24 protein-coding genes, 2 tRNA genes, 3 pseudogenes and 1 riboswitch are annotated in these 16357 nt (G+C 31.8%); of the genes and pseudogenes, 9 read left to right on the forward strand and 20 right to left on the reverse strand.

What is annotated here, in order from left to right; translation table 11 throughout:
* Positions 1 to 148 precede the first annotated feature (148 nt).
* The gene (locus PL321_RS00080) at positions 149 to 1405 is read left to right on the forward strand and encodes a radical SAM protein (RefSeq protein ID WP_273963036.1); all 1257 of its coding nucleotides are present in this window, start codon (positions 149 to 151) and stop codon (positions 1403 to 1405) included.
* Positions 1406 to 1446: 41 nt separating this feature from the next.
* Here PL321_RS00080 and PL321_RS00085 read toward each other — a convergent pair whose 3' ends face one another.
* Both PL321_RS00085 and PL321_RS00090 read right to left on the reverse strand, forming a co-directional pair.
* Positions 1447 to 1857, reverse strand: coding sequence for a 4Fe-4S binding protein (locus tag PL321_RS00085; protein ID WP_273963037.1), 411 nt, complete (start codon positions 1855 to 1857; stop codon positions 1447 to 1449).
* 44 nt (positions 1858 to 1901) lie between these two features.
* On the reverse strand, positions 1902 to 2588 hold the full coding sequence (locus PL321_RS00090; protein WP_273963038.1) for a DUF362 domain-containing protein: 687 nt from the start codon (positions 2586 to 2588) through the stop codon (positions 1902 to 1904).
* A 269-nt stretch (positions 2589 to 2857) separates the two neighbouring features.
* Between PL321_RS00090 and PL321_RS20585 the strand changes: the two are divergent.
* Both PL321_RS20585 and PL321_RS00100 read left to right on the forward strand, forming a co-directional pair.
* Positions 2858 to 3417, forward strand: a pseudogene (locus PL321_RS20585) (radical SAM protein).
* Complete coding sequence (locus tag PL321_RS00100; protein ID WP_337961010.1) at positions 3414 to 3671, forward strand: spore photoproduct lyase family protein; 258 nt, start codon at positions 3414 to 3416, stop codon at positions 3669 to 3671. Before PL321_RS20585 ends, PL321_RS00100 begins: the two are co-directional and overlap by 4 nt.
* Before the next feature lie 74 nt (positions 3672 to 3745).
* On the opposite strand, the gene PL321_RS00105 is transcribed toward PL321_RS00100, so the two are convergent.
* Both PL321_RS00105 and PL321_RS00110 read right to left on the reverse strand, forming a co-directional pair.
* Positions 3746 to 3836 (reverse strand) — tRNA-Ser (locus tag PL321_RS00105).
* A 9-nt stretch (positions 3837 to 3845) separates the two neighbouring features.
* Positions 3846 to 3919, reverse strand: a tRNA-Glu gene (locus tag PL321_RS00110).
* Positions 3920 to 4328: 409 nt separating this feature from the next.
* Here PL321_RS00110 and PL321_RS00115 point away from each other — a divergent pair.
* The 4 genes from PL321_RS00115 to PL321_RS00130 are packed head-to-tail and all read left to right on the forward strand — an operon-like array spanning position 4329 to position 5603.
* Positions 4329 to 4502 (forward strand): metallophosphoesterase, encoded by a 174-nt coding sequence (locus tag PL321_RS00115; RefSeq protein ID WP_273964308.1) that lies wholly within the window; start codon positions 4329 to 4331, stop codon positions 4500 to 4502.
* Positions 4503 to 4555: 53 nt separating this feature from the next.
* Positions 4556 to 4765 carry a hypothetical protein gene (locus PL321_RS00120; protein ID WP_273963041.1) on the forward strand — a complete coding sequence of 70 codons (210 nt, stop codon included), beginning with the start codon at positions 4556 to 4558 and terminating at the stop codon, positions 4763 to 4765.
* A gap of 14 nt (positions 4766 to 4779) precedes the next feature.
* Positions 4780 to 5055 carry a hypothetical protein gene (locus PL321_RS00125; RefSeq protein WP_273963042.1) on the forward strand — a complete coding sequence of 92 codons (276 nt, stop codon included), beginning with the start codon at positions 4780 to 4782 and terminating at the stop codon, positions 5053 to 5055.
* A gap of 32 nt (positions 5056 to 5087) precedes the next feature.
* Positions 5088 to 5603, forward strand: coding sequence for a hypothetical protein (locus PL321_RS00130; RefSeq protein WP_273963043.1), 516 nt, complete (start codon positions 5088 to 5090; stop codon positions 5601 to 5603).
* A gap of 178 nt (positions 5604 to 5781) precedes the next feature.
* On the opposite strand, the gene PL321_RS00135 is transcribed toward PL321_RS00130, so the two are convergent.
* From PL321_RS00135 to PL321_RS00190, 12 genes and pseudogenes are all read right to left on the reverse strand, one after another.
* Positions 5782 to 6615 (reverse strand): Cof-type HAD-IIB family hydrolase, encoded by an 834-nt coding sequence (locus tag PL321_RS00135; RefSeq protein ID WP_273963044.1) that lies wholly within the window; start codon positions 6613 to 6615, stop codon positions 5782 to 5784.
* A gap of 358 nt (positions 6616 to 6973) precedes the next feature.
* Complete coding sequence (locus tag PL321_RS00140; protein ID WP_273964309.1) at positions 6974 to 7612, reverse strand: DUF4430 domain-containing protein; 639 nt, start codon at positions 7610 to 7612, stop codon at positions 6974 to 6976.
* On the reverse strand, positions 7521 to 8420 hold the full coding sequence (locus PL321_RS00145) for an LPXTG cell wall anchor domain-containing protein (RefSeq protein ID WP_273963045.1): 900 nt from the start codon (positions 8418 to 8420) through the stop codon (positions 7521 to 7523). The genes PL321_RS00140 and PL321_RS00145 overlap by 92 nt, the downstream gene beginning before the upstream one ends.
* Positions 8421 to 8988: 568 nt before the next feature.
* Positions 8989 to 10152, reverse strand: a complete 1164-nt coding sequence (locus PL321_RS00150) for a DUF4430 domain-containing protein (protein ID WP_273963046.1) — start codon at positions 10150 to 10152, stop codon at positions 8989 to 8991.
* 62 nt (positions 10153 to 10214) lie between these two features.
* Positions 10215 to 10544 carry an ECF transporter S component gene (locus PL321_RS00155; RefSeq protein WP_273963047.1) on the reverse strand — a complete coding sequence of 110 codons (330 nt, stop codon included), beginning with the start codon at positions 10542 to 10544 and terminating at the stop codon, positions 10215 to 10217.
* Positions 10545 to 10617: 73 nt separating this feature from the next.
* Entirely contained in the window at positions 10618 to 10824 is a 207-nt protein-coding gene (locus tag PL321_RS00160; protein ID WP_273963048.1) for a hypothetical protein, read from the reverse strand.
* Positions 10825 to 10863: 39 nt separating this feature from the next.
* A pseudogene (locus PL321_RS00165) lies at positions 10864 to 10962 on the reverse strand (ABC transporter ATP-binding protein); the annotation flags it as partial.
* Between the two features lie 59 nt (positions 10963 to 11021).
* Entirely contained in the window at positions 11022 to 11390 is a 369-nt protein-coding gene (locus PL321_RS00170; RefSeq protein ID WP_337961011.1) for an ATP-binding cassette domain-containing protein, read from the reverse strand.
* Positions 11391 to 11436: 46 nt separating this feature from the next.
* Positions 11437 to 11652 carry a hypothetical protein gene (locus PL321_RS00175; RefSeq protein ID WP_273963049.1) on the reverse strand — a complete coding sequence of 72 codons (216 nt, stop codon included), beginning with the start codon at positions 11650 to 11652 and terminating at the stop codon, positions 11437 to 11439.
* Positions 11653 to 11663: 11 nt separating this feature from the next.
* The gene (locus tag PL321_RS00180; RefSeq protein ID WP_337961012.1) at positions 11664 to 11861 is read right to left on the reverse strand and encodes an ATP-binding cassette domain-containing protein; all 198 of its coding nucleotides are present in this window, start codon (positions 11859 to 11861) and stop codon (positions 11664 to 11666) included.
* Positions 11831 to 12226 carry an ATP-binding cassette domain-containing protein gene (locus PL321_RS00185; RefSeq protein WP_273963050.1) on the reverse strand — a complete coding sequence of 132 codons (396 nt, stop codon included), beginning with the start codon at positions 12224 to 12226 and terminating at the stop codon, positions 11831 to 11833. Before PL321_RS00185 ends, PL321_RS00180 begins: the two co-directional genes overlap by 31 nt.
* Positions 12216 to 12581, reverse strand: a complete 366-nt coding sequence (locus PL321_RS00190) for a hypothetical protein (protein WP_273963051.1) — start codon at positions 12579 to 12581, stop codon at positions 12216 to 12218. Before PL321_RS00190 ends, PL321_RS00185 begins: the two co-directional genes overlap by 11 nt.
* A gap of 607 nt (positions 12582 to 13188) precedes the next feature.
* Positions 13189 to 13362: riboswitch (cobalamin riboswitch) on the reverse strand.
* Between the two features lie 191 nt (positions 13363 to 13553).
* Between PL321_RS00190 and PL321_RS20590 the strand changes: the two are divergent.
* Positions 13554 to 13682, forward strand: a pseudogene (locus tag PL321_RS20590) (Csac_0668 family 2Fe-2S cluster-binding (seleno)protein); the annotation flags it as partial.
* 72 nt (positions 13683 to 13754) lie between these two features.
* On the forward strand, positions 13755 to 13955 hold the full coding sequence (locus PL321_RS00195) for a hypothetical protein (RefSeq protein WP_273963052.1): 201 nt from the start codon (positions 13755 to 13757) through the stop codon (positions 13953 to 13955).
* A gap of 160 nt (positions 13956 to 14115) precedes the next feature.
* On the opposite strand, the gene PL321_RS00200 is transcribed toward PL321_RS00195, so the two are convergent.
* From PL321_RS00200 to PL321_RS19280, 4 genes are all read right to left on the reverse strand, one after another.
* Entirely contained in the window at positions 14116 to 14892 is a 777-nt protein-coding gene (locus PL321_RS00200; protein WP_273963053.1) for a putative manganese transporter, read from the reverse strand.
* A 195-nt stretch (positions 14893 to 15087) separates the two neighbouring features.
* Positions 15088 to 15828, reverse strand: a complete 741-nt coding sequence (locus PL321_RS19270; RefSeq protein ID WP_337960900.1) for an SLC13 family permease — start codon at positions 15826 to 15828, stop codon at positions 15088 to 15090.
* Positions 15829 to 15830: 2 nt separating this feature from the next.
* Positions 15831 to 16142: an SLC13 family permease gene (locus tag PL321_RS19275; protein WP_337960901.1), complete on the reverse strand. Its 312-nt coding sequence runs from the start codon at positions 16140 to 16142 to the stop codon at positions 15831 to 15833.
* A gap of 8 nt (positions 16143 to 16150) precedes the next feature.
* The gene (locus PL321_RS19280; protein WP_337960902.1) at positions 16151 to 16354 is read right to left on the reverse strand and encodes a hypothetical protein; all 204 of its coding nucleotides are present in this window, start codon (positions 16352 to 16354) and stop codon (positions 16151 to 16153) included.
* Positions 16355 to 16357 lie beyond the last annotated feature (3 nt).

Raw genomic sequence — 16357 nt, forward strand, 5'->3', positions numbered from 1 at the left:
TTCTTAATTTTATTTAATATATATTGAATAGTAAAAAGTGGGAGGGTTTAAATGAATTTAGCAAGAACAAGACTGGGTGAAGCTGCAATAAAAGAAGCTGTTAAGTACATTTTGAAGGAACCAGAAAAAATATACCAAAGATTATTAGGTGGGGAGAAAAAATAGCAATAAGAGAACAGGACAAAAATATATAGCTAACATTAAAAAGTATTTAGATGACCCCAACAGCAACTGGTATAAATACACCTATAAGCTATTAACAGAAATACACCCTAATGTTAGAGAAAAAGTTGGAATAAATTACTTTTTAAATGCAACAATGTTTGGTATTCCTGTTCAGCTTGAAAATGAAAAGAAATATGACTGCAATATACCTTGGGCAATACTTATAGATCCAACATCTGCCTGCAATCTTAAGTGTAAAGGATGCTGGGCTGGTGAGTACAAGCCCTGGAATCTTTCCTTTGAAGATTTAGATAGGGTGGTAACTGAAGGAAAAGAGCTTGGAATATATATGTATATCTTCTCAGGTGGAGAACCACTTATGAGAAAAGATGATATTATAAAACTTTGTGAAAAACACAACGAATGTGCCTTCTTATCCTTTACAAATGGAACATTAGTAGATGAAGACTTTGCAAAGGAAATGCAAAGGGTTGGAAACTTTGCACTTGCATTTAGCGTTGAAGGATTCAGAGAAGAAACTGATATGAGACGTGGTGAAGGTTGTTTTGATGCTGTTATGAGGGCTATGGACATTTTAAGAGACCACGGTTGTATATTTGGTTTTTCAACCTGCTATCATAGATATAACACAGAAGTTGTTGCTTCAAAGGAATATATAGATTTAATGGTACAGAAGGGATGTAGATTTGGCTGGTACTTTACCTACGTTCCTGTTGGAAGTGACAGCGATGTAAACTTTATGGCAACAATTGAACAAAGAGAATATATGTATAGAAGAATAAACGAGATTAGAGCAACTGAGCCTATATTCGTTCTTGACTTTTGGAATGATGGAGAATTTTCCAATGGATGTATTGCTGGAGGAAGAAGATATTTCCATATTAATGCAAATGGAGATTGTGAACCCTGTGCCTTCATACACTACTCTAATATGAATATAAAGGATCACAGCCTATTAGAAGTTTTACAATCACCATTGTTTATGGCGTACAGAAGAAATCAACCATTTAATGATAATCTTCTAAGACCTTGCCCAATGATAGATAACCCAGATGCATTAAGAAAAATGGTAAAAGAATCTGGTGCCTTCTCTACTCAGGTAAACGATGATGAAACAGTGGATGAACTTGCAGACAAGCTTCAAGAATATGCAAAGGCTTGGGGAGAAAAGGCAGATGAAATTATGATGGCAAAGAAAAATATGTCAAAGGGTGCATAACATAAATAAAAAGTGCTATGGATATAAATCCACAGCACTTTTTATTTAAATATCCTACTTAAAATCCAAGGTCTTTTTATATTTATTGCCTTCTTAGGACAAAGCTCGTGACAGCAGAAACACCTTATACACTTTTTATAATCAATAGTTGGAATACTATCTCCCATCTTTAAAGCCTTAGGTGGACAACTTTCAATGCACACACCACACTTTACACAAATATCCTTTGAAAATTCAGGTCTTGGTGATAAATAGAAGGTTAGAAAATCTTCTACTCTCTTTGGTACTCTTCCTCTAAAGAAGTTTACACTTCTAATCTTTGGTACTTTAAAATTAGAAACATATTTATTTATATCTTCGCCTATTATATCAATTGTTTCTATTCCACCCTTTATAATTCCTCTCTCTAAACTTCTTTTAATTGTTGGAACATCATCTACCTTAAGTCCCATAAGGTGAGCACCACACACATCTAATTCATAGGGATTTTCTGATGCTAAAAGAAGTCCAACATTCTTAGGAACACCTGCAGTAGGGCCATCCCCTCCATTGCAACAATACCGTCTATTATAGAAAAAGAAGGTTTTACTGTTTCACAAATATCAACAAGAAGATTTGAAAAATCATATATCTCAGGCATTTTAAAGTGGTATTCAACCTTTAAAACCCCAGGTATCATTCCAAACAACACCTTAACTGCACCTGTATAAACCGCCATACTGTGGGTCTTAAGTTTTGAAATAGTGATTATCTTATCACATTTAAAGGGTGGGTTAATCATCGTTAAAACTTTAGAAACACAGCCTTGTGGAGTCTTATAATCACTATATGTACAATCATAGTTTAATTCAGCCCCACTATTTTTAGCAGCCTCCTCTATACCACACACCTTATAAAAACCTCTAAGTACCTTTTCGTTGTAGGGTCCACCTGGGCTATCTCCAATTATTACTCTACAACCATTTTCAACAAGCCTTTTGCTAACCGCTTCTATAACCATAGGATGTGTTGTTGCTGCCTCATCTGGATGCTTTTTTATAACCAAATTAATTTTTAAAAATACTGTCTCACCCTTTTTTGCTATATTATCAATACCACCATATAACTTAATCATCTCATCAACTGCCCTATAAACATTTTCCCTCTGGTAATCATCACATTTTACCGCAAATACTCTACTCATTTAATTCACCTCTTTGATACATAATTTTATTATTTTTATTTATTCTAAATATAAAGGAGGTAATTTCAATGCTTTTTATCCTAAACGTGCCTTTTTGAGCCTAAAACCCTTGATTATCCTACTGGAAAATATATCTATAATAAACTTAAAGAACTCAATATACCTGTTTTTGTGGAAAATAAATCAGTAAGTTTTGAAAAGGATTTTAACGACATAAAGGAGTATTATGCCTATGCTAAAAGTTCCCTGGTAGTTTCAATTAAAAAAGTATGAAGCTTGATAGCTGTAGACCTTCTGCCGATTACCAATTCCCGCTTGTAACAGGATGCCCTGCAAGCTGTCAGTACTGCTATTTACAGTCTAACCCAAATATAAAACCCTTTGCAAGAGTATATGCAAATGTTGAAGAAATTTTACAAAACAACGAAAAATACATAAACCAAAACAAACCTAAAATTACATCCTTTGAACTTGCCAGCACCAGCGATCCCTTATCAGTTGAGCACTTAACTGGCTCAGTAAAGAAGGCAATTGAGTTTTTGCAAATCAAGAATATGGACGATTAAGGCTTGTAACAAAATTTGCCTATATAGATACTCTACTTAATATAGAACATAAAAAACATACAAAAATACGATTTAGCATTAACTCAAAATATGTAATAGATAAATTTGAATTTAATGTAAGCCCCTTAAAGGACAGGCTTGAGGCTGCACAAAAGATTTATGATGCAGGATATCCCTTAGGGTTTATAATAGCACCTATATACTATTATGAAAACTACAAAAAGGAATATGCTGAACTACTTGATATGCTTAGGGAAAAATAAAGAACCCAGACGATGCAGAAATAACATTTGAACTTATTCAACATAGGTTTACAACAAAGGCAATGGATACGATATTAGCACGTTTTCCAAACACAGAAATAGATTTTTCTATGGAAAACAGACAACAAAAATGGGGACCCTATGGAGTATATAAATATGTTTATAAAAAGGATATATCTACAGATATGAAGGAATTTATGATATCTGAGATAAAGCGAAGGTTTCCAAAGGCAGAAGTAGAATACTTTACATAACTAAAGTGCCACCCAGGTGAAAAGTGAATCTGGAAAAGAATGGTTCATTTCACATTTCACCTGGGTGGCACTTTTGGCGGAGAGGGTGGGATTCGAACCCACGGTGGAGTTACCCCCACGCCGGTTTTCAAGACCGGTGCCTTAAACCAACTCGACCACCTCTCCATATTAAATTGGTGACCCCTAGGGATTCGAACCCCTGTTACCACCGTGAAAGGGTGGTGTCTTAACCACTTGACCAAGGGGCCATATCTCTGGCACAAGAAATAATATATCATCATATTAGACAAAAGTCAACATATTTTTTAATTTTTTTGTTCACTTTTTGTGTAGTTTTTTAAATGTGATATTTTTATAAAAGCTTTTGTTGTGTTTATAAACATTAAACATAAAATCTTTAAATTTCTTAATTATTTTTAAGTTGAATTACTATTCTTAAGGTTATAAAATCTAATTATAATTTTATATAAGTTTTAGGATATCTAAAGCAGGTGTTAAAATGAAACAGTTCATAAATGTCCTGTATTTTTTATCAGGGAAAATTTATGTTCCAACCAATCTTTTAGATAGGAAAAATATTATCCTACATATTAGCGATACACCATCTAATATATATCCTTCAATTATTAAATTAGTTAAAAAATATCTCCAAAATATATAGTACATACTGGGGATATTGTGGATAATATAAAATTGGAGTTATATCCTAATAAATTAAATGAATATTCAAGGTATGCCTGTAATTTTGTTAATGAATTAACCAAGTATACAAATAAATCTCTATTTATAATTCCAGGAAATCACGACAACATAGAAACTCTAAAAATTTAAACCAAATTGAAATTATTAAAGAGGGGGAATCTCTTAATATTGATGGACTTTGTATGGGGTTATCCCACAAAATACAAAACCTACCTAAAAACAAATGTGATTTTTATTTATATGGACACGATAAAAGCAAAGGAACTGAAAATCATCTAAATGGAATCTACTCAATAAACATAATTGATATTGAGACACGCGATGTTTTCCATCTTAAATATCCATTTGGAACAGATAATTATAGATTACTTAGAACAAAGATAGGAATTTAATTGGGGGAAATTTTATGCTTTCACTTTTTAGATTAGGTCCAAAGATGGTAGTAGTAGGAAGTCAAAATCCTATTGAACTTTTAGATGAAATAACAAATAATTTTGATGCAGTAAAAACTGATGTTATAGATGCCCTTAATTCATCCTTTGAAAATTCAACCATTGTATTTATTACAGAACCAAATAAAAAAATTGCACATATTAAAGACATTTTAGCAACAATCTACGTAAACATACATTCTGATGAATTCTATAACAATGTAATAAACAAAGGAATATATAAAAAATAAGCGACATCAGAACAGCACCTGGAATTATAGTTATGAGAACTCAAGGAGATAAAGATAAGATAATAAGTTCTGTTGCTTATGAATATCAAGCAAAAATGCTCTCTATATTTGACAGTTTAGATATAGGAGAATCAAATCAAACCATAATCCTTTTTACAGATAAACCACTAAACAGTAAACTTACTCTAAATTCCTTTAATTCAACTACTCTACTTATTTCTGAAAATGTTAATACTGTATTTTCTAAACTCAGAACTCAAGCATTAAGGTTCTTAAATGAAGGTTTAATTGATAAACCTTGGTATGAATTAAGCATCCGTATTTATGACAGATACAGTAAATATGATTTACATTATAAAAGACTTGCAATTGCCCTTGATAACTTAGATATTGGATTTATATTAGGAGAAATGTGGACAAAAGATACTCCAAGGTTTCTTTTAACAGTATTGGTTTATCAAATTAAACTTTTTACCCTTTTACCGCCAACTGAAATAAAAAGATATTACTTGGGCTGGAATATACTGATGATGGTACAAGAATTGTAGATTTTGATTTGATCTATAAAAACAAAAGTAGATTGGACAGAGGTTTCTGTCAATAATTTAGAGCGAAAAAATCTCGGGCTTATGTTTAGGCAGGAAATCTTAAAGAGTTTGCCTGAAGAACAAAAGCAAAAACTAATAAATCTTGAAAATATAATTTTAAATACAAGGGAGTAGTTGCCTACTCCCTTAAAATTAACTCCTCTATTGCCTTTGCTACTCCATCATTATCATTTGTATCCGTCACATAGGCGGCTATTTCCTTCAGCTCCTCCTCTGCATTGCCCATTGCAATAGGAAGTCCTGCAAACTCAAACATTGTTCTATCATTTTCATTATCTCCAAAACACACTATCTCTTCTCTTTTTATATTAAAAAATTCAGCCAGTCTACTCAATGCCTTACCCTTTGATACTTCTTTATCCATTACCTCAAAATTATTCATATAGGATGAGAATATTGAAACCTCCATATTATCTCTTATATATTTCTTTAGCCTTTGCAGCTTTTCTATTTCATCCTCAAGAGCCATAACAACAACCTTTAAGAAATTCTCTCCCTCTTTTTCAACTACATCCTCAAGGCTATCAACAATCTGTATGTTTATTCTTTCATCCTCTGGAACTGTTTCATTCCATTTTGAATAGTTAAGTGATGAGTGTATAAGCTTTTCTGAATAAATAGTATCTGTTGTGTATATATGTGGATAAAATCCCCATTCTCTTGTTAGCTTTATTATATTCATCAATGTGTCTTTATTTATGTACTTTTCATATATAACTTCATTTCTATCCTTTTCACGTATATATGCTCCATTTGATGCTATAATAGGTGCCTTAGTACCTATTATTCTTGCATAGGATTTTGCAGAGGTGAAAATCCTACCTGTACAAATCACAAGTTTAATTCCCTTTTCTGAAGCCCTTCTTAATACATCCTTAGTATATTCACTAACCTGTTTTTGGCTATTTAAAAGTGTCCCATCCATATCCATTGCTATTAATTTGTATTTCAACCCAATCATCCTTTCTTAAATATTCCCTTTAAGATTATACTATAAAACGGTTAAATATAAAACAACCTCAGATTGCTGACAAACATAAAAGATACTCTAATTACAAATCTGCCCCTTGAAAGGATTTCAAATTGGCATATTTCATAAGCTTTAACAAGTGCAGTTTTAGACTTTGAAAAAGTCCTAAATTCAGCACACGATGTGCCGAACCGAGCAGCCCTCAAGGATTAGGCATCGCGAGGGTAGGGCTTTTTCAAACAAAGAAAAGCTTACACTTGGTTAGCGAAATGAAGGAATGCCAAGGAAATACTTCAAGGGGCCAAACATATTATAGCTTTTTCAACAATCTGAGGACGGGCTATTTTAGCCCGTCCTCAAGATACTTCCACTCTAAAACATCCCCATCCTTTAAGATATATGACCCTGCACCGACAGAAGGTTTTACACCATTTACATAATAGCACCATCCACTATTTGCACCATAATCCCTTTCCTTCAATCCAGCGATTGATGAAAAATATATGCTTCCACCTGTACCCTTTGCTCTATAGGATATCTTGTTATCAATCAATACCTTAAGCGTAACATCTCCTGCTGTTTTTGAGTTAATATCAACATAGCCCTTATATATAACCCTATTATTTACCGTATCGATTATATAAAAGTTTGGTTTTTGTGGGGTGGTTTTATTATTTTTTGAATCATTATTTGTATTTTGAGATTTACTCTCCTTATCTTCCCTTTTAGTAGATTCACTCTTTTTGTCAACTACATCTTTATTTTCACTTACCTTTTTCTCTTCTTTGTTATCTACTACATTGATTCCCTTTTCTTGTATATTTTCCTTTTTGTCACTTTCATCCTGCTTAATTTCATTCTTTTTCTCTTCTTTGATTTCATTTTTATCACTTACTATTGTATTTTCTAACTGAGATTGTTGAAGCCTGTTTTGTAAACTGCCTGCAAAGGTTATTGCTGTAACTGATAAAACAAGCATTACTACAATTAGCAGTAACTTTTTCCTCATAACGCTGCCTCCTAAGCTCTTTTTGCCTCTTAATCAATACTACACCAACTATTATCATTACCACTGCCAATGCTACAGCTACATTTGCATCAAACATAGCACCTGTCTTTGGAAGCAACTTATTTGCTTCTTCTTCACCTTCATAGTCATATGCCTTTAGCTTACTTGTATCTACATTATTTTCAAAGAAGTTATATCTTCCTGTCTTTTTAAATTCTCTTATTGCAATAAGTGCCCTTAAGGCTTGTTCTGTTGCCATATAATCTGCCTTCTTATTTAATTCGTGAGCAAACTGACCATCCTGAGCCCTAAAGCTTAAAAGGGCAGAATACAGGTCCCCATTTATTTTTGTAAACTTAACTCCCTCTGGATTTTCTCCAACTGCAGTAAGTCCTAATATTACAAATGAAATTGTTTCACTAAATGCACCAAAGCTATCTGGTATATATCCAGAATCAAGCTGCATTTTTGACAGACTGTCCACTGCCTTTTCTACCGCCTGCTTTACGTTATTATCTGACATATAAGGTGAAAGTGCCGCTAAAGCTACACCTGTAATATCTGGATTAATTCCCATTTCAGTATTTAATGTCCATCCATATAGTTCTTTTCCATTTTTATTTACCGTAACTGCCTTGTCTAATATAAACTCAACAAGCTTTTCCCTTGTTGTTTTATAATTTGCCTTATCTGCTGTATAATCTAATGCAAGCAGTGCAAATACCGCATCGTTTATAAGGAATTTATCAAGACTTCTTTTGTTATATAGTTCATCCATTAAATTGTATCCCGCAAAGTTGTATGGACTATAGCCTGCTGCTGTTAATGTAAGTATTAATTTTTCAATATCTGTATTTGTATATTCATCTATTCCATAGGATTTAAGTTCCTTTGCTGCTTCTTCAATTAACTTCTCATCTACCTTTTTCCCATCTTAGAAAGGCTTAAAAATGCCCACATATCTAATTGATTGTTTTCAATATAGCTTAAGGTTTTATTTAAATCCTTTTCTATATCCTTAATTATAAGTTTATTATCCTTTGAAACAACCTCAGAATATGCACTATCTCTATAATCTAAACTTGGGCTGTTAACTCCATCTATATTAAATACACCCTCATCCTTAACAACTGTTGGAGGTTTATTCGCATTATAGCCACTTATTCTATAGCTGTGTTCTCCCTTTTCTAATCCATCTACACTTATTTCACCCTTATCATCTGTGATGTAATTTTGACTATCTATCGTTACTATTGCACCAACAATTGGAGTTGTTACATCCTTATTTTGATAATAATCATAATATGTGTAGGCAAACTGAATCTTAAAAGGTTTATTAGGTTCTACTATCTCTGAGTAAATCTTATAGTATTTGCATAGGTTGTTGTAAAGTCTCCATAGAAAACAACTATCTCATCACCATTATCTGGAATATATGAGTCTATTCCCACCATTGGAGTTTCTATTTTATTTTTATTTTTTATATAATACATCCATCCGTCATATCCACCAAATTTTCCAGCCTTAAGCCCATTTATTTCTTCAACATATTTACCCCATTGACTTTCTGCAACCTTATATGAAATACCGTTATCATTAAGTACTTTTTCTAATCCTAAAAGTGCATTTAATTCTTCTACTTCTCCTCTTACTATTGTATCCAGCAATCCTTCAACCCTTACTGTAAACTTTGGCTTTTTTATTTCAAATTTAATTGTATCTGCAACTATATTAGGTATGCCGCTTCCCTCTTTAAAATCATAAAACTTAAGTTCGTGAACTCCTTCCTTAAGTCCCTGTGGAAGTTCTATTTTGTTTTCTACAACTTGTACGCTTTTACCATCTATCTCTGCATTAAATCCTTGGATTTTAGTTACTGAATTATCCCAGCCAATATTATTAAAGGTTATAACTAATGCCTTGTTAGGACTTAAAGTTGAAAACTTAATGTCGTTTGCCAAGTATGGCTTTGGATAACATCCAAAATAAACTAAAAGTCTATCTCCATTTTTAAGTTCTGTTGCGTCGATTGAAGTCCAAGGTATATCATACTGTCCATCCCTTTGGATTGCATACATCCAACCAGAAGAATCACCTAAATCTTTTTCCTTAAGACCATTAATTTCTGAAATATACTTGCCGTAGCTACTGTCTTTAACTACATAACTTATTCCCTTTGACTTTAGAATTTCATCTAAGGCCTCAAGGGCGTTAGTCTTATTTGTCTGTCCCTCTGCAATTATACCTTGATTGCTTTGAACTACTACATACGAACCATTAGTGTTTGCTAATGTCTTCTTAGGTAGTATTGATAGGAATTGTAATAAGATAAACACAGAAAGAATAACTTTTGAAACTATCTTTTCATAGGTCGCCCCCACTTCTTTAATATATGTTACCTCAAGCCTATTCTTAAATCGTTTTAGTATTTTATACATTTCATCGTAGAATAGAATAGAAAAAATAAAGTTTGAACTTGAATGAAGTACATCAAATACTAATCCTGACAAATAGGCTAAGGCAATAGTTTTTATATTTATAGGCCTAATAAAGCCTATAACGTGCCAAAGATTCATAATCCAATCAAACAGAAAACCATAAAGAAAACAAATGATTGAAAAATACTCAATCTTAATCTTTTTCTAATACATCCTGAAATCATTCCAACCAATCCCCAAGCAAACATCTGCCATATTGTCCAGGGACCGTGGCCTAAAAATATATTTGAAACAAAGGCAGCTACATTTCCCACTAAAAAACCCACAAAGGGACCAAACACATTACCAGAAACTGCAACTATAAAGGTTGTTGGCTGTACATTTGGAATTGCTCCAAAGGGGATTCTAAATACACCTGCAATTGCACCTAAAGTTGCTATAACTCCTATCTCCTTTGTGCCCATTTTGCTCCCTTCAAAATATAAAAGGAAGCAAACAAAATTACTATTAAAGATATATTTATTAAAAGTTCAATATTCACTTATTTCCCTCCAAAGCCTCTATAAACTGTTTAAAGGTAAAAATTCCACCCTTAAAATCACGAGTTAATTTGTTTATTTCTGTTGTATAAAAGATACAATCCTCTAAAACTTTATTATCTCCTATCTCAGCTATTTCACCATTAAACATTAAAATAAATTTATCCGCCACATCTGCTGCAAATTCAATATCGTGGGTAATCAATATTATTGATACTTCTTCCTCTGCAAGTCTTCTTAATATCTCTGCTATTTCTGCTTTAATGTTATTATCAATCCCTCTTGTTGGTTCATCTAAAAGAAGAACCTTAGGCCTTAATATAAGTGTATTTGCCAGTGCAAGTCTTTGCTTTTCTCCTCCACTTAAATCCCGCGGATTTTTATCTTTATGTTTATATAAATCTAATTTTTTAGTATTTCATCTATTATTTCTTTATTACCTATGTTGAAGTTGTTTAATGTAAACAAAAGCTCATCATATACTGTATCCTTTGTAATATAGTCATTAGGGTTCTGAGAAAGATATCCTATATACTGTGCCCTATTTTTAACATTCAATTTATTTATTGTTTTCCCATCTAAAAACACATTTCCCTTATAATCTAAAAGCCCCATTATAGCCTTTAAAAGTGTTGATTTTCCTGCACCATTAGGCCCTATAAGAGCTGCTATTTCACCCTTTTTAATGCTAAATCCAACATTTTTTACAGCTATAATACCAGCATATTTAACTGTGACATCCTTTACATTTAGTCTCTCCTCTGGTCTAATTTCTTTTTATCAGGGCTCCTTAAGCTTATTTCCTCTAACCTATCTTTTATGACTCTACTATCTGCAGGATATTGATTAACTCCAATCTTTTTGCAACCTTAAGCCTTGAAGGTAAAAACTGACTAACTAAACTATTATCTGTGCTATATGCCTCTTCCTTTGTACCTACAAACTCCAACCTTCCATCCCTCATAACAACAAGCTTATCTATACTGTCAAACCACCTTGAAACCCTCTGTTCTATTACAATTACATTTATCATAAGCTCTCTATTTATTTTTTTACAATATTTAAAACCTCATCTGCACTTACTGGGTCAAGCTGTGAGGTAGGTTCATCCAAAATTATACACTTAGGCAAGAAGGAAAGTGCTGAAGCTATTGCAACCTTTTGTTTTTGTCCACCTGATAAAGTAGATATATCCCTATCATATAAATCTGTTATTCCACAAAACTCAAGGGACTCCCATATTCTTTTTTAATTGTTCCTTCATCTAATGCTATGTTCTCAAGCCCAAAGGCTATCTCTCTATATACCTTATTCATTAATAGCTGCCTTTCAGGGTCTTGAAATACCATAGTAATAAGTCCTGCTCGTCTTCTGTCTTCTATATTCAATATTTCTTCATCATCTAAAAGTACTTTACCTCCTATTTTACCTCCATAAAAATTTGGAACTGCCCCTGTTATACACTTTGCAAGAGTTGATTTTCCAGAGCCTGAATATCCAGCAACTAAGACAAACTCGCCATCATTTATTTCTAAATTAATACTATCTAATGCTTTTTGCTTCGAATTTGGATAATAGTAGCTTAAATTTTGTATTTTAATCTGCATAACAATTCTCCTTGTAGTAGTAATTGATTATAAAGTTTAAAATAAATACTAAAATACAAACAGAAAAAGTAATAATATTTATTGGCAATCTATAATCATCGTAAACATTGTAGTCGGTCAATTTTTTAAAAAGTATAAAATATAAGATTGTCAATATACTTATTATAGAAACTACATAATCAATATTTTTAAATTTACTTTTGTTAAATACAGTTCTTTTACCAGATAAAAAACCTCTTATGTAGGCCGATTCTGATATATCAAAGGAAGCCTCAAGGGACTCCTCTATCAAAACTGTAATAAGGGGAATTTGTGCCTTTATTCTTTGAAATCTACTTTTACTGTTTAATTCCACTCCCTGACTTGATAAATATCCCTTAGATCCCTTAATTTCTTTTTCATTGTAGGTACTAATTTAAAACAAACCATAAAAAGCAATGTCGTTTTTGGCATCTTTGATGAAAAAATGATACTGCAGAATCTGAATCAATAAATATTTCAATTATATAAAACAAATAAATAATAATTAAAAGCTTTACTGCAAATAAAATACTGTAGATTAAATTTTCAAGGGTAATATACTTGTTAAAAATCTTAAAAAGTACTACTACTCCAGCATTTACAAAGAAGGAATTTATAAGTACTGTTAAAATTAAAAGTGGCAAAAAGCTTTTATAGTTGAAACTATAAGTTCTTTTTATTTAAATACAAAAACACAGCTACTTCACAAATTAAAATACTCATCAATATAAAAGGGTTTATGGTTAAAAAGAAATAGAAAGCATCATTAGTACATATAAAACTAAAGAAAAAATATGTAAAGAATCTTTATTCATTTTATCCACTCCAAAACTATTTAAATCTGTCACATTTATAATTCCCTATTCATCATAAAAAAAGGCCCTAAAAGGGCCTTAAAATACCATAGTTCAATATTTTAAGTCTCCCTTCCCTCCGAAGGTAACTTTCTCCCTTTACAGGCAGGTTTCCTGGCTTGTGGTTCATCATCTACCTAACCTTCCCAACAAGGTGGTATAAATAGGCTTCGTCACCACTCACAGTAGCGGGGCTGCAACGGATTTTAACCGTTTTCCCTTTTAACCATATATAATGGCACCTGTAAATATATTTACTTTTCAAGTATAATATATAACATTCTATAACATTTATCAATGCTTTTTTAAAATTTTCTTTATATTTATATTTTTATACTATATCTATTTACTTCATTATAAATTTATTATAAACTAAATAAAAATAATATTCGGAGGGATGGTATGCAAAATTTTTGTCCAATGTGTAAAAATGAAGGAATCTTGGTTCAAAAATTACAGTTGAAAATCTTGTTTGCGACCACTTTAAAAAACATTTAAAATCAAGTGAATATGGGCTTTGTAAAAACCCTGATTGTGATATAGTTTATTTTAATAATGAAACTTCAGAAATATATTTTCAAAGGGATGTAAAGGTACCAGTTTGGTTCAAAAATCAAGAAAATCCTATTGTATGCTACTGTGCAAATGTTACCTTGAAGGATGTATTAGAACTTATAGTTGAAAAACAAGAAGTTAAAACATTCCAAGAGTTAGTAGAAGCAACGGGTGCTATGAAGAGCTGTAGATGTAAAACCCAAAACCCATCCGGTAAATGCTGTAAAGAAGTTCTTGAAGATGCCTTTAATTATGCAGTAGGTCTACTTAGTGATTCAAGTGATAAAAATATTTTATAAAAATAAAGTTATTATGATAGATTAACCTCTTGAAGGATTTATTTAACATTTATTCCCTTCAAGAGGCCTATTAACAATTAAAGCTACAAACTTCTAAACAGTACCACCACACACCTTTAAAAGTTACAACGCATTTCGTAAAATATGTTAAAAAGTATAATTATATAATAAAATGAAGGACAACACCTGTTAAAGCACTTATAACATAGAGAAGTCCTATAATTTTTACTGCTTCAATCTTATTTTTAGATTCCTTAACTAAATATATTAAACCTAATCCTGCATTAGCAGAAAGCCCTGCAATAGCACTTGAAAAACTAATTACCCCTAAAACAAAGGATTGAATTATTCCAACTGAAATTGCACAGTTTGGAATAAGACCAACTAATGAAACAAATACAGGCTGTATAAAGGATGTTTTACCTAAAATTCCTACACTTTTATTAATTTCAAAGGTTTCAACTAAATATCCAAGTGCTAAATTGATTAAGAACATATATAAAAATATCTTTAAACTCTTTTTGATTGAATGGTACAAAACCTCTTTAAAGTTAAAGTGGTCAGTTAAACACTCATCTGTAATTGCAAGTTCTGCTCCAGTATCTTGGACTTCGTTAACTTTAGATTTTAATACAAAGTCGACCAAATATCCCCAAACAACAGCAATGCTGAACTTTATAAGAATAAAAGGAAGTACATTATTAATAGCTTCTGTATTTGAAATTAATACAGGAAGTGCTTCATCTGAGGTTGCTAAAAATATTGCAAGCAGTGTTCCTAATGTTATATACCCTTGAAAATAAAACATAACTCCAAGAATTGAGAACCCGCACTGTGGTACAATCCCAAGGGCTGCACCAATTATAGGCCCAAACTTTCCTGCACTTTTTATTTTATAATCATATTTCTTACCTATCCTATGTTCTGATAAACTCAATAAAAACAAAGGCTACAATAAGTATTGGTAGTGCTATTATCGTATCGTGTAATGCCTCGTGCAGAAATTCCATATTAACCCTCCTCTATTTGCAAATAATTTGCATTATCTATTATAATATTATTCCCAGTTAATTTCAAGATATGCATATTTTTTACAAAAATATGTGGGGAGGTATTTTAAATACCTCCCACTCTACATCCATATAATCCAAGTAATGATATATCCAGTAACTACTGCAGAAAGTGTAAAGGGAACGCTTAATTTCATAAAATCCTTAGCCTTAACTTCATATCCCTCGTTTTTCAAAATACCTAAAGTGGTTATATTAGCTGATGCACCAATTGGAGTAATGTTTCCACCCAACGTTGCTCCAACCAAAAGTCCATAGTATAAAACAAAGGGCTCAATTCCCATACCAACTGCTACCTTTGCTGCAACTGGAAGCATTGTCGCTGTATATGGTATATTATCAATAAAGGCTGAAACTAACACAGAAAACCAAACAAATAAAGAATAAACAGTAAATAAGCCTCCACTTCCGAGCTTTAAAAACAATGTACTTATATCGTTGATAACTCCAACTTCAGTTATTCCTCCTATTATTATAAAAAGAGACATTAAAATTAGTATTGTCTGATAATCTATTTGTAGCAATGTAACATTTAATGCGTTTTTATTTTTGTTGATTAAAAGTTCCTTTACTAACCCTATTTGTAGTAAAACAACGCATATTAAACCATTTGTTATAGCTGGTTTATTAGGTATAAAGGAAGCTAAAATTAAAAGTACAACCATTGATATAATAAGATATGTTGGAAACATATCCTCAACCTTTTCCTTTTCTTCAAGATGAATAGGTTGATTATATTTTCTAAAAAACACCACAAGAACAAGTGCTGACACTATTGCACCAATTTGAACTATAAAAAACAATCCTATTCTTCCTTTAAAAAGAAGAAATCTAAAAAATCCATATTAGCAAACCCACCAAGAAGCAGAGATGTTGTATCCCCCACCAATGTTGCTGCTCCCTGTAGATTTGAAGAAATTGATATTGCTATAAGCATATATACAGGAGAAATATTTATTCTTCTTGCCAAATTTAAAGCAACAGGTGCTATTATAAGAACGGTTGCAACATTATCTATAAAGGCTGAAACAACACCAGCAAATAAGGATAAAGAAATAATAACCCATTTTACAGAACCTACCTTATCTACTATAAAATCAGCCATTGCTGCGGGCATCTTTGATTCTATAAAAGAGAAACTATACCCATTGTTCCTGTAATCATTAAAATAACATTCCAGTCGATTGTACTAAAAACCTTGTTATAAGGAAGAATTCCTAATAATACAAACAAAAATGCTACAACAACTGCCACCTGAGTTCTATATTTTGGCATAAAAATTAAAAGTAAATATGTTAATAAAAATAATATTAATGCTAATGTCTTCATCTT

This window comes from Caloramator sp. mosi_1 (assembly GCF_028622835.1).
In the GTDB taxonomy this organism is placed as follows: Bacteria; Bacillota; Clostridia; order Clostridiales; family Caloramatoraceae; genus Thermobrachium.